The 11694-nt window shown below is 59.7% G+C and carries 14 protein-coding genes; 4 read left to right on the forward strand and 10 right to left on the reverse strand.

The features are described from left to right. Positions 1 to 44: 44 nt before the first annotated feature. The 8 genes from FE782_RS16960 to FE782_RS16995 form a co-directional block, all read right to left on the reverse strand. Entirely contained in the window at positions 45 to 659 is a 615-nt protein-coding gene (locus FE782_RS16960; RefSeq protein ID WP_138195428.1) for a PH domain-containing protein, read from the reverse strand. 92 nt (positions 660 to 751) lie between these two features. Further along, on the reverse strand, positions 752 to 1393 hold the full coding sequence (locus FE782_RS16965; protein WP_138195429.1) for a hypothetical protein: 642 nt from the start codon (positions 1391 to 1393) through the stop codon (positions 752 to 754). Positions 1394 to 1529: 136 nt separating this feature from the next. Continuing rightward, positions 1530 to 2927 (reverse strand): Fe-S cluster assembly protein SufB, encoded by a 1398-nt coding sequence (gene sufB, locus FE782_RS16970; protein WP_138195430.1) that lies wholly within the window; start codon positions 2925 to 2927, stop codon positions 1530 to 1532. Positions 2928 to 3007: 80 nt separating this feature from the next. Beyond that, positions 3008 to 3430, reverse strand: coding sequence for a Fe-S cluster assembly sulfur transfer protein SufU (sufU, locus tag FE782_RS16975; RefSeq protein ID WP_138195431.1), 423 nt, complete (start codon positions 3428 to 3430; stop codon positions 3008 to 3010). Continuing rightward, the gene (locus FE782_RS16980) at positions 3417 to 4652 is read right to left on the reverse strand and encodes a cysteine desulfurase (RefSeq protein ID WP_138195432.1); all 1236 of its coding nucleotides are present in this window, start codon (positions 4650 to 4652) and stop codon (positions 3417 to 3419) included. The genes sufU and FE782_RS16980 overlap by 14 nt, the downstream gene beginning before the upstream one ends. Next, complete coding sequence (gene sufD, locus FE782_RS16985; protein WP_138195433.1) at positions 4649 to 5950, reverse strand: Fe-S cluster assembly protein SufD; 1302 nt, start codon at positions 5948 to 5950, stop codon at positions 4649 to 4651. The genes FE782_RS16980 and sufD overlap by 4 nt, the downstream gene beginning before the upstream one ends. A gap of 15 nt (positions 5951 to 5965) precedes the next feature. Continuing rightward, positions 5966 to 6799: a Fe-S cluster assembly ATPase SufC gene (sufC, locus tag FE782_RS16990; RefSeq protein ID WP_138195434.1), complete on the reverse strand. Its 834-nt coding sequence runs from the start codon at positions 6797 to 6799 to the stop codon at positions 5966 to 5968. 142 nt (positions 6800 to 6941) lie between these two features. Next, positions 6942 to 7523, reverse strand: coding sequence for a DUF1802 family protein (locus FE782_RS16995; protein WP_138195435.1), 582 nt, complete (start codon positions 7521 to 7523; stop codon positions 6942 to 6944). A gap of 113 nt (positions 7524 to 7636) precedes the next feature. Between FE782_RS16995 and FE782_RS17000 the strand changes: the two genes are divergently transcribed. Then, a complete protein-coding gene (locus tag FE782_RS17000) occupies positions 7637 to 7792 on the forward strand; it encodes an asparagine synthase (protein WP_138195436.1) in 156 nt (51 codons plus the stop codon). A 79-nt stretch (positions 7793 to 7871) separates the two neighbouring features. Here FE782_RS17000 and FE782_RS17005 read toward each other — a convergent pair whose 3' ends face one another. Next, positions 7872 to 8360, reverse strand: a complete 489-nt coding sequence (locus FE782_RS17005; protein ID WP_138195437.1) for a Dps family protein — start codon at positions 8358 to 8360, stop codon at positions 7872 to 7874. Between the two features lie 166 nt (positions 8361 to 8526). On the opposite strand from FE782_RS17005, the gene mtnK reads away from it, so the two are divergent. Further along, positions 8527 to 9747, forward strand: coding sequence for an S-methyl-5-thioribose kinase (gene mtnK, locus FE782_RS17010; protein ID WP_138195438.1), 1221 nt, complete (start codon positions 8527 to 8529; stop codon positions 9745 to 9747). 1 nt (position 9748) lies between these two features. After that, positions 9749 to 10810, forward strand: a complete 1062-nt coding sequence (gene mtnA / locus FE782_RS17015; protein WP_138195439.1) for an S-methyl-5-thioribose-1-phosphate isomerase — start codon at positions 9749 to 9751, stop codon at positions 10808 to 10810. A 57-nt stretch (positions 10811 to 10867) separates the two neighbouring features. Here the strand turns inward: mtnA and FE782_RS17020 are convergent, their stop codons facing one another. After that, positions 10868 to 11170, reverse strand: a complete 303-nt coding sequence (locus FE782_RS17020) for a YunC family protein (RefSeq protein WP_138195440.1) — start codon at positions 11168 to 11170, stop codon at positions 10868 to 10870. 164 nt (positions 11171 to 11334) lie between these two features. On the opposite strand from FE782_RS17020, the gene FE782_RS17025 reads away from it, so the two are divergent. Beyond that, positions 11335 to 11670 (forward strand): hypothetical protein, encoded by a 336-nt coding sequence (locus FE782_RS17025; protein ID WP_138195441.1) that lies wholly within the window; start codon positions 11335 to 11337, stop codon positions 11668 to 11670. The last annotated feature ends 24 nt before the right edge of the window (positions 11671 to 11694 follow it).

Here is an 11694-nt window from a genome sequence, read left to right on the forward strand (position 1 = left end):
CAAAAAGAGCACGCCCTCGCGGGCGTGCTCCATTTTCCCAAACCTTATTGATTGATGTACTTCTCGAACACGAAGCCGAAGTCTTTCACCTTCAGCTCCTTATGTTTGTTGCGCAGCCAGTCGTAGGCCGATTCCGTGATCGCATTGAACTGCTCGACCGGCGAAGAGCCCTGAGAGCCGATGCGGCCCAACGATTCCTTCGCGATGCCGACGCTCTGCTTCGCATAATCGAACAACGTTTCGTTGGAATCGACGATTTCGGAAATTTTAATAAGAGCTTTATATAAGTCCTTCACCGATTCGATCTGCTTCTTGTCGACGTCGATCGAGAAGTGCGCGCTGCCGATGGTGAATTTGATCTCCACGTCCATGTCGACCGTGCCGGCCGTCTCCAAGAACACGCTGGAAATTTCGTTCGTGGCGTAATTGTAACGCTTCAGCATCCGCTTTTTGCTCACCGCGCTGTCGCCGTCGAGATGGATGAGCGCCAGGTTCGTGAAGCAATATTCGTCCTTCTTGGATTTGATGATGAAGAAAATTTTTTCCCCGTCTTCGTGCATGACGTAATCGTCGGAGTCCACTTTGTCGAAGTCTTGCGGCTTAATGACCTTCCCGATATCGCTTAATCCGAGCGCTTCCGATGCGATCTTTCCGAACAACCGAATCAACCTCCCGATGGAATTTTTTCCGCATGCATTCCAAAGCTATTATCTCAGAAAAGAACGCCTCCCGCCACCCGACGGTTCGCAAGTTAATTTCGGGCTTTCGACCTTCTTGAGAAAAGATCTTTGAAATCGAAACGATCGTACTGCGCCTCTTCTTCGCCGCCCGATTTGGAAGAACGCTGCGCGGCAAGCGCGAGTTTGGTCATCCCGTACGCAAGATAAGGGATCGCAATGGTGATTAGAAACAAATAAAAGAGATTCATTCCTCTTCGCATTTCCAGAATTCCGATGTATTCCGTGATTGGAATGAAGCCGAACGCCAGCAGCACCCCTAATCCAATGGAAAACAGGGGGAAGCTTTTGTTCCGTTTCATGCAATATTGGTACAGGAGGATGTAAGCTACGGGAAACGTGGACGAGGCTAAGGTAAAACCGAACGGCAGTACCGGAATCAGAAAGTACTTGTTGATCAGCAACAGCCTGCGTTCTAACGCAATATCGACATAAGCCCAAAGCATGTGGACGGAATAGCCGAAGAAGAACAGTTCCAGGATCCTCCTCCGATCGACCGTAAATGCCAGGGTCGCGAGCGGAATGACGAACAGGGCGGCGATATACCAAAACTGCCACGTCGTAAAGTCGGAGAATTGATTCCAATACGACAGCACCGAATCGGCCAATTGCCCTCGAGTTTTCACGATTTGTTCGTGCATTTCGTTGTTATCCATAAGCGCATCCAACCCGTCTGTAAATTTTACCCTTATTATCGTTTGGGTACGCTCATCCTATCCATGGTCGGCCGGCCGGGATAAAAAAAAGAATCCGTAGATTAGATCTACGGATTCAGCGATATACAAAGCAAGGTTAGCCGATCGAACCTTCCATCTCGAACTTGATGAGACGGTTCATCTCGACGGCGTACTCCATCGGGAGCTCCTTCGTGAACGGTTCGATGAAGCCCATAACGATCATCTGCGTCGCTTCGGCTTCCGACAGGCCGCGGCTCATCAAGTAGAAGAGCTGGTCCTCGGACACCTTGGACACCGTCGCTTCGTGCTCGAGCGTGATGTTGTCGTTCATGATTTCGTTATACGGAATCGTGTCCGACGTCGACTCGTTATCCATGATGAGCGTGTCGCACTTGATGTTCGCCTTGGCGCCCTCGGAGTTGCGTCCGAAGGAAGCGAGACCGCGGTACGTCACCTTGCCGCCGTGCTTCGAGATCGACTTCGAGACGATCGTCGACGTCGTGTCCGGCGCGAGGTGGATCATCTTCGCGCCCGCGTCTTGGTGCTGGCCCTTGCCCGCGACCGCGATCGACAGCACGCTGCCCTTCGCGCCGCGGCCCTTCAGGATGACCGCCGGGTACTTCATCGTCAGCTTGGAGCCGATGTTGCCGTCGACCCACTCCATCGTCGCGTTCTCTTCCGCGACGGCGCGCTTCGTGACGAGGTTGTAGATGTTCGGCGCCCAGTTTTGAATCGTCGTGTAGCGCGCGCGCGAATTTTTCAAGCAAAGAATTTCGACGACGGCGCTGTGCAGCGAGTTCGTGCTGTAGATCGGCGCCGTGCAGCCTTCGACGTAGTGGACGAACGCGTCCTCGTCGACGATGATGAGCGTCCGCTCGAATTGGCCCATGTTCTCGGAGTTGATCCGGAAGTACGCCTGAAGCGGAATTTCGCACTTCACGCCCTTCGGCACGTAGATGAAGCTGCCGCCCGACCACACCGCGCTGTTGAGCGCCGCGAACTTATTGTCCGCCGGCGGCACGACGGTGCCGAAATATTTGCGGAACAGCTCCGGATGCTCGCGCAGCGCCGAGTCCGTGTCCATGAAGATCACGCCTTGGTCTTCGAGCTCCTTCTGCATGCTGTGGTAGACGACCTCGGATTCGTACTGCGCCGAGACGCCGGCGAGGAACTTCTGCTCCGCCTCCGGGATGCCGAGCTTATCGAACGTCTCCTTGATTTCCGTCGGCACTTCTTCCCATGTCTTACCTTGCTTCTCGGACGGCTTGACGTAATACTGGATGTCTTCGAAATCCAGATCGTCCATGTTGCCGCCCCACTTCGGCATCTCCATCTTATGGAATTGCTCCAGCGACTTCAGGCGGAACTCGAGCATCCACTCGGGCTCGCCCTTCATCTCGGAGATGCTGCGGACGATGTCCGCGTTCAGGCCCTTCCCGCTTTGGAAAATCGCCTTATGCTCGTCGCGAAAACCATATTTATAATCGCCGATTTCGGGCATTTGCTTCGCCATCGATAAACCCTCCTCTATGGAAAATGTTCCTTGCGTCCGCTTCTCGACGGAAGCGGTTCGATCTATCTAAACGGATTTGTTCACGGTTGCGATTCTACGCCCTTGCGCAGCGCGTTCCATGCAAGTGTAGCACACTTGATGCGAGCGGGGAACTTATTCACGCCGCTCAGCGCTTCGATGTCTTCGTATTCCTCGAACTCGACGGCCTCGCCCTTCATCAATCCGGAAAATCGCTCCGCGAGACCGATCGCCTGCTCCAGCGTCTTGCCCTTGACCGCGTCGGTCATCATCGAAGCGGACGCCATCGAGATCGAGCAGCCTTCGCCTTTGAACTTCGCCTCGCGTACGACGCCGTCTTCGATCCGAAGCTGCAGCGTAATGCGGTCGCCGCACGTCGGATTGCTCAACTCGACGCCTACGGTTCCTTCCGCGAGCTCGCCTTGGTTCCGCGGGGTTTTATAATGATCCATAATCACGCGGCGGTACAGATCATCCAATTGCATGGCCGAAGTACTCCTTTGCGCGTTGTAGCGATGCGATCAAGCGGTCGACATCCGACTCGTCGTTGTACAGATAGAAGCTCGCCCGCGCCGTCGCCGACACCTTCAGCCACCGCATGAGCGGCTGGCAGCAATGGTGGCCGGCGCGCACCGCGACGCCCTCGGCGTCGAGCACCGTCGCGACGTCGTGCGGATGCACGTCTTCGAGATTGAACGTCACGAGCGACGTACGCCCGGACGCCGGGCCGTACACCGACACGCCGTCCATGGCGGAGAGCCGCTCCCACGCATACGCCGCGAGCTGGCGGTCATGCGCCTCGATGTTCTCCATGCCGACTTCCGTCAGGAAGTCGATCGCGGCGCCGAGACCGACCGCGCCGGCGATGATCGGCGTGCCGGCTTCGAAGCGCCACGGGATTTCCTTCCATGTCGCGTCGAACAGGTCGACGTAATCGATCATCTCGCCGCCGAATTCGACCGGCTCCATCGCTTCGAGCAGCTCGCGCTTGCCATAGAGTGCCCCTATGCCCGTAGGCCCACACATCTTGTGGCCCGAGAAGGCGAAGAAGTCGCAGTCGAGCTTCTGCACGTCGATCTTCAGGTGCGGCGCGCTCTGCGCCCCGTCGAGCAGCACCTTCGCGCCGTGCTTATGCGCCAGCGCGATAATCTCTTCGACCGGCGTGACGGCGCCGAGCACGTTCGACAGATGCGTCACCGCGACCATCTTCGTATTCGGCGTAATCGTCGCCGCGGCGCCCGCGAGGTCGAACGACCCGTCGTCGTTCATCGGGAGGTGCTTCAGCGTCGCGCCCGTCGCCTTCGCCGCCTGCTGCCACGGAATGAGATTCGCATGGTGCTCGATCGGCGAGATGACGATCTCGTCGCCCGGCTTGCATACCGCGCGAGCGTAGCTGGCGGCCACCGTATTGATGGACGTCGTCGCGCCGCGCGTGAAGACGATCTCCGAAGCGGAGCGGGCGTTAATGAACCGCGCCACCTTCTCCCGCGCGCCCTCGTAAGCGTCCGTCGCCCGCGTGCCGAGCGTATGGACGCCGCGGTGCACGTTCGCGTTGTCGCGCTCGTAGTACCGCTGCACCGCCTCGATCACTTGGCGGGGCTTCTGCGACGTCGCCGCGCTGTCGAGGTACACGAGCGGGTGGCCGTTCACGTCCTGCTGCAAAATCGGAAACAGCGGCTTCAGCTCCGCAGGCGAGAGGGCGCTCATTGTCCGAGCTTCCTCTCGACCAGCGCGCTAAGCTGCTCCCGCAGCGCTTCCAGCGGGATCTCCTCGATGACCGGGTACAAGAAGCCGTAGATGATGAGGCGCTCCGCCTCCGGCTTCGGGATGCCGCGGGACATCAAGTAGTACACCTGCTCCGGATTTACTTGTCCGACGCTCGCCGCGTGGCCCGCGGTGACGTCGTCTTCGTCGATGAGCAGAATCGGGTTCGCGTCGCCGCGCGCCTTCGGGCTCAGCATGAGCACGCGCTCGGTTTGCTGGCCGTCCGCCTTCGTGGCGCCGTGCTCGATCTTCGTGATGCCGTTAATAATGCCCGTCGCTTCGTCGCGCATGACGGCGCGCGTAATCATATCGCTCGCCGACGACTTGCCGAAGTGAACGGCGCGAGTCGTGTAGTTCAGCTTCTGGTCGCCGACGCCGACCGCGATGACTTTCATGTCGGAGTTGGAGCCGTTGCCCTTAAGGATCGAGTACGTGTCGGCTACGCCGTTGCCGTGGCTCAGCTCGCCGATGATCCATTCGATCTTGGCGTCGTTCTCGAGCACCGCGCGGCGGTAATTGACGTCCGTCACGTGCCCCCCGAGATCGTGCACCGTCGCGACGCGAACGCTGGCGCCCGGCTTCGCGAACACTTCGAGTACGCCGTTGTGCAGCATCTTCGTCTCCGAAGCGGCCGACAAGTAGTTGTCGACGTAGGTGACGGAGCTGTGCGTATCCGCGACGATGAGCACGTGAGGCGCGAACGTCGCTTCCGGATTTTCGCTGTAGAAGATCGCCTGAATCGGCTCCTTCACTTCCACGTTCTTCGGCACGTACAGGAACAGCCCGCCGTTCCAAAGCGCCGCGTGCAGCGCGGTCAGACGGTGTTCGTCTTTCTTGACCGCTTGCATGAAGTATTGTTGCACGAGCTCCGGATGGTCGACGGCCGCTTGCTCCAGGCTCTTCAGGATGACGCCTTGGCTTTCCAGCTCCGGGGACACCCGGACGAACACGACGCCGGAATCATGCTGCACGAGCAGGTTCGGGCTCGGGTTGTCGCCGATCAGGTTCGCGAGCTCGCCGGGAAGCTCCGCCGCGTTCAGGACCGGCTTCGCCGGACGGTACGCGCCCGTGCCGCCGAGCGTCCAGCGGTCGATCCGCGTCTTCTCGAGCTTCGGCAGCGGCAGCGTAGATGCTAGCGCGAGCGCCTCGGCGCGCGACTGCGCGAGCCATGCCGGCTCCTGCTTGGCCGCCCCGATCGAGGCGAAGGTTTGTTGGTCGAGCACATTCGTATCAGTCGTCACAGTTGGCCGCCCCCCTTACGAAAATTTCGGAGCGGTGGTGTTCTTCGGAACGACGAACTCTTCTTTGTCGTTGCCTACCGTCTCGTCTTCGATGCCCAGCTCGGCTTTCACCCAGTCGTAGCCTTCCGCCTCGAGGCGCTCCGCCAGCTCCGGACCGCCGGACTTCACGATGCGGCCCTGCATCATGACATGGACGAAGTCCGGTTTAATATAATTCAATAACCGCTGATAGTGAGTGATGATCAGGAACGAACGGTCTTCCGCCCGCATCGCGTTCACGCCGGCCGCGACGACCTTCAACGCGTCGATGTCGAGACCGGAGTCGATCTCGTCGAGAATGATGATCCGAGGCTCGAGCACCATCATCTGCAAAATTTCGTTCCGCTTCTTCTCGCCGCCGGAGAAGCCTTCGTTCAGGTAGCGATGCATGAACTGCGGATCCATCTCGAGCTCTTTCATCTTCGCTTCCATCTGGCGAATGAACTTGATGAGCGAGATTTCGTTGCCTTCGCCGCGGCGCGCGTTGATGGCGCTGCGCAGGAAGTCGGCGTTCGTCACGCCCGTAATTTCGCTCGGATACTGCATCGCGAGGAACAAGCCCGCGAGCGCGCGCTCGTCGACGCCCATCTCGAGCACGTCTTCGCCGTCGAGGGTGACGCTGCCGCTTTGGACTTCGTATTTCGGATGACCCATGAGCGTCGAAGCGAGCGTACTCTTGCCCGTTCCGTTCGGACCCATGATCGCGTGGATTTCGCCGCCCTTGATTTCAAGGTTGAACCCTTTAAGAATTTCCTTGCCTTCGATCGAAGAGCGAAGATCTTGTATTTTCAAAACCGGTGCTTGTGCCATGACTACTGTTTCCCTCCAAGTTTGATTTTCTATTTAGAATTATTCTAAATTGATTCTCACTGATTCTCAACTGTTAATTTTAATATAGAATAATTCCAATTCGCAAGGGCGGCCGGAAAATCGCTCGTTTCCGCGCAAACTCTTACCTTTTTAAAACTTCTCTGATCTCCGCGGCCTTCCGCGCGAACGCTTCGTCGGACAGCACCGGTCGCCCGAGGGCGGCTTGGTCCTCGCCGATCGGCAGCCGAACCCAAGACTTGCATCCGGCGAACCCCGGATCATTGGGCACGTCGATCGGCGCCTCGAACCGATAAACGCGAAGCAGCAAGCAATGCAGCGGCTTCGTCCGCTTCCAATGGAGCCGCTCGGAGGCGTAATCGTCCGTCCATATATGATATGGAGACAACGCTTGCAGGCGTTCCTCGTCCTCGATCAGCAGATCTTCGACCGCCTCGGCCCAAGCCTTGATCGGCACCGCCGGCGCGTCCGGTCTCCACTCCGCCTTCGTCTCGGCGACGAACCGCCGGTACGGCTCCTTCAACAGATGCTCTTTCTGATGCTCGTAGGTCGGGAAGAAATAAAACGCTTCGTTCGTCAATTCGAAATCGCGCGTCTCCTCCCGAATCCCGCCCTTGCGCAAGGCGAGAATCGTATCGCCGCCAAGAAACGCCTCCACCGCGGACGCCCATTCCTTCAGCGCCGCCGCCGTCGCATTTTCGTTCATCTATGTGTCCGCCTCCCCGGTAAAACAATGCAAGCGCCGTCCCGTATCGAAACGACCGTCTTTCCCCATTCTAATATCGCAGTCATCATTCTCGCCAAAGGAGTGACGGTTTCATGCGCGAAGGTTTAATTCCGGCCATCCTCGGCACCGCGGTCGCCACGACGGGAGCGGCTATGCTGAAGCGCAACCCGGCTGTAGGCTACGGGATCCTCGGCTTCGGGCTCGCCCACATCGTGCTCGGCGCCATCGACTTGATCGAACATAAATAATCAAGCCGCTTGGAGCGAAAATGAAGAACACCTGCGCCCGACATCGGCAGCAGGTGTTTTCATTATACATAAAGAATTGCTATTCGTTAAACGACCGGAGCATCCACGCATGCTTCTCCAGCGAAGAACGAATGCCGAGCAGCATGTCCGACGTCGCCTCGTCCCCGGCCTGCTGCGCGATCTCCATCCCTTGCTCGAGCTCGGCGATGATCGCGCGGAAGTCGTTTTCGATATTCCGCACCATATCGGCCGGCTTCTCGCCGCCCGCCGCTTCCCCGATCGAGGCGGTGACCAGATATTCCCGCATCGTCGCGGGCGGCTTGCCCCCGATCGACAGCACCCGCTCCGCGAGCTCGTCGATGTGAAGCGCCGCTTCGTTGTACAGCTCCTCGAATTTGAGGTGCAGCGTGAAGAAGACCGGTCCCTTCACGAACCAATGATAATTGTGCAGCTTGACGAATAAGACGTTCCAGTTGGCGATCTGCTTGTTCAGGAACGCGACGACGTTCTGCGTCGTGCCCGAGCCTTGACCGGACGGCGTCCAGTCGAGCGTTGCGTTTTGAGTCATTTGTTCCGCTTCCTCTCTTGTTCGAATGACTTGCTCTTCTCTAAAGTACCATTATTTTGCAACGAAGCAGTGGATCTTATCACAACGCCGCGAAATGTATTTTCTTCCGAGCCCCGCTTGTCTTATACTAAGAGGTAATGTTTTTAGAAAAGGCGGGATCCGAACCATGAGCGCATATCATCCGTTAACCGAGTCCGAAGCGATCGAACGGGCGCGGGCCGTCCCGGGCGTCTTCGCCCCCGGCGCGAACCTGACCGTACGCGAGATCGGCGACGGCAATTTGAATTTGGTGTTCCATATCCAAGAGTCCGGCCAGGGCAAAGGGCTCATCCTGAAGCAGGCGCTTCCGTACGCGAAGGTCGTCGGCGAATCGTGGCCGCTGACGCTCGACCGCGCCCGCATCGAGAGCGAGGCGCTGATGATCCAAGGCGAGCTCGCGCCCGGCCTCGCGCCGAAGGTGTACGAATACGAGGCGGAGCTCGCGCTGACGATCATGGAGGATTTGAGCGATCACGTCATTATGCGCCGAGGCCTGATCGAAGGCAACGCGTATCCGCTCTTCGCCGGCCATATCGGGGAATTCCTCGCGCGGACGCTGTTCTTCACGTCGGATTTCGGCATGAACCAGCAGCAGAAGAAGCTGCAGACCGGGCGATTCATTAACCCCGAGCTGTGCAAAATTACGGAAGATTTGATCTTCGACGACCCGTATACGGTATCGGCGAACAATAATTACGATCCCGCCATCGAAAACGAGGCCGCCGCGCTGCGCTCCGACCGCGAGCTGCATCTCGAGGTCGCGCGCCTGCGCTACGGCTTCCTGACCAAGGGGCAGGCGATGCTCCACGGCGATCTGCATACCGGCTCGATCTTCGTCACGCCGACGTCGACGAAGGTCATCGACCCCGAGTTCGCGTACTACGGGCCGATGGGCTTCGACATCGGCGCCGTACTCGCGAACCTGCTGCTGAACGCCGCGGCGCAGGGCGGCCGCATGGACGACCCGTCCGCGCTCGGCGACTTCCGCGCGTACCTGCTCGACACCGTCAAGCAGGTATGGGTCGAGTTCGAGACGCGCTTCCGCGCGCTGTGGGCGGAGCACTGCGTCGACCGTCTGCTGCGGGAATCCGGTTACCTGGACGCGTTCCTCGCCGAGCTGCTGCAGGATACGTTCGGCTACGCCGGCGCGAAGATGGTCCGCCGCATCGTCGGCCTCGCCCACGTCGCCGACATCGACGGCATCCCGGACGAAGCGCGCCGCAACCGCGCCCGCCGCGTCGCGTTAGGCATCGGCGCCGATCTCATCAAGCGGCACCGGACGGCGGGATCGATCGGTCAGATGCTCGCCGTCGCGAACCTCCATTTTGCATCGAAAGAAGGCAACTGAATTGACTGCTGCGAACCACGATAATTGGCTGCAATCGGTCCGCTGGAACGCGGATCATCTCGATTTGCTCGATCAACGGCTCCTTCCGGAGGAAGTCGTCTACTTGAAGCTCGTCGCGTCGAAGGACGTCTGGGACGCGATTAAAGAGCTGAAGGTGCGCGGGGCGCCGGCGATCGGCATCGCCGCCGCGTACGGGCTGTATTTAGGCGTCCAAGGCGAAGCCGGCGGCGTGCCGGAGCTCCTCGCCGCCGTGAAGCGCGAGCGCGATTACTTGGCGTCTTCGCGACCGACCGCCGTCAACCTGTTCTGGGCGCTCGACCGGCTCGTCCGGAAGGCGTCGGAGCTGGCGGAAGCCGGAGCCGACGCCGCGACGATCAAGGAAGGCCTCCTGCAGGAGGCGATCGTCATTCAGTCCGAGGACGAGGAGACGAACCGCGCGATCGGCGAGCACGCGCTGTCCCTGTTCGAGGACGGCTACGGCGTCCTGACGCACTGCAACGCCGGCGGCCTCGCCACCGCCCGCTACGGCACCGCGACGGCGCCGATGTATCTGGCGAAGGAGAAGGGCTGGAACCTGCGCGTGTTCGCGGACGAGACGCGCCCGGTGCTGCAGGGCGCCCGGCTGACCGCGTTCGAGCTCATGCGCGCGGGCATCGACGTGACGCTCATTACCGATAACATGGCCGCGATGGTCATGTCCAAGGGCTGGATCCAAGCGGTCATCGTCGGCACCGACCGCGTCGCCGCGAACGGCGACGTCGCGAACAAGATCGGCACGTACGGCGTAGCCGTGCTCGCGAAGGCTCACGGCATTCCGTTCTACGTCGCTTGTCCGATGTCGACGATCGATCTGAACACGCCTACGGGCGCCGACATTCCGATCGAAGAGCGGCACGAAGACGAAGTGACCGTCGGCTTCGGCAAGCGCACCGCGCCGCAAGGCGTGAAAGTGTACAACCCGGCGTTCGACGTCACCCCGGCGGAATACGTATCGGCGATCATTACCGAGAAGGGAATCGTTCGCGCCCCTTACGCGGATAACCTGCGCCGCCTGTTCGAATAGTCGGTTTTCGCAAAAAAATGCTGCTCTCCGAAGGTCGGAGAGCAGCATTTTCTATGTTCAGATCATCTTTAATAGCGCGTCCGCCCCTTTCATGCCGACCTGAACGCCGAGCTTCTCCGCTTCGATCGTCACCGACTCGAGCGGCGCGTTCACGAGTTCCTCGAGCGTCTTGACGCCGACGGCGCGTCCCGCGACGATGCCGCGGTCCTTCAGCCGTTCGTTCAGCAGGGCGACGTCCAACGCGCCGCACATAATGTACCCCCGGTCGGTCGCGACGGCGACAAGGTTCGTCTTCGGCAGCTTCACCTCGATGCCGATCATCGCGTGTCCTCCGATGGTCATGGGCACCATCCGCATCATCCGTATTCGCCTCCCTTCGTCTCGCATCCCTCTCCCATATATATATGCGAAAGACGACGCCTCGTGAGGGCTGGCGCAATTCGGGCCAATTCCGGGGACCGTCCGTCCATGGCTCGGCGGGTCGCGCGTCATATCCTAATGGTTATAGGGAGGAGATGAAAAGGATGCATCGATCGAATATAGCCTCTAAGGCGAAGTCGCTTGTCGGCGGTCCGATCGTCGTCAAGATGAAGGACGGCAAGACGGTGTCCGGCACGCTCGTCCGCATCGCCGGCCAGCGTCTGTACGTCGCCCCGCATGGCGCCGCCGGCGGGAAGCGGAAGTCCGCTCCGGTTCGGACGAAGGCGCTGCTTCCGCTGCTGCTGTTCGACATCGGGGCGATCGGCGCCGGCGTGCCTTACGGGTACGGCGGCTACGGACCCGGACCGTACGGCGGTCCCTACGGCCCTTACGGCCCATACGGACCGTATGGCGGCCCGCAAGGCGGGCTCTGGTTCTAACGATCTGGTTCTAACGAAAGGGGC

It is taken from the genome of Paenibacillus antri, assembly GCF_005765165.1.
GTDB classification, from domain to species: Bacteria; Bacillota; Bacilli; order Paenibacillales; family YIM-B00363; genus Paenibacillus_AE; species Paenibacillus_AE antri.

Bases quoted from the DNA above. Each gene is read 5' to 3' on its own strand.
- FE782_RS16965 (WP_138195429.1), bottom strand. From the start codon at position 1,393: ATGGATAACAACGAAATGCACGAACAAATCGTGAAAACTCGAGGGCAA.
- sufB (WP_138195430.1), bottom strand. From the start codon at position 2,927: ATGGCGAAGCAAATGCCCGAAATCGGCGATTATAAATATGGTTTTCGC.
- sufU (WP_138195431.1), bottom strand. From the start codon at position 3,430: ATGCAATTGGATGATCTGTACCGCCGCGTGATTATGGATCATTATAAA.
- FE782_RS16980 (WP_138195432.1), bottom strand. From the start codon at position 4,652: ATGAGCGCCCTCTCGCCTGCGGAGCTGAAGCCGCTGTTTCCGATTTTG.
- sufC (WP_138195434.1), bottom strand. From the start codon at position 6,799: ATGGCACAAGCACCGGTTTTGAAAATACAAGATCTTCGCTCTTCGATC.
- FE782_RS16995 (WP_138195435.1), bottom strand. From the start codon at position 7,523: ATGAACGAAAATGCGACGGCGGCGGCGCTGAAGGAATGGGCGTCCGCG.
- FE782_RS17000 (WP_138195436.1), top strand. From the start codon at position 7,637: ATGCGCGAAGGTTTAATTCCGGCCATCCTCGGCACCGCGGTCGCCACG.
- FE782_RS17005 (WP_138195437.1), bottom strand. From the start codon at position 8,360: ATGACTCAAAACGCAACGCTCGACTGGACGCCGTCCGGTCAAGGCTCG.
- mtnK (WP_138195438.1), top strand. From the start codon at position 8,527: ATGAGCGCATATCATCCGTTAACCGAGTCCGAAGCGATCGAACGGGCG.
- FE782_RS17020 (WP_138195440.1), bottom strand. From the start codon at position 11,170: ATGATGCGGATGGTGCCCATGACCATCGGAGGACACGCGATGATCGGC.
- FE782_RS17025 (WP_138195441.1), top strand. From the start codon at position 11,335: ATGCATCGATCGAATATAGCCTCTAAGGCGAAGTCGCTTGTCGGCGGT.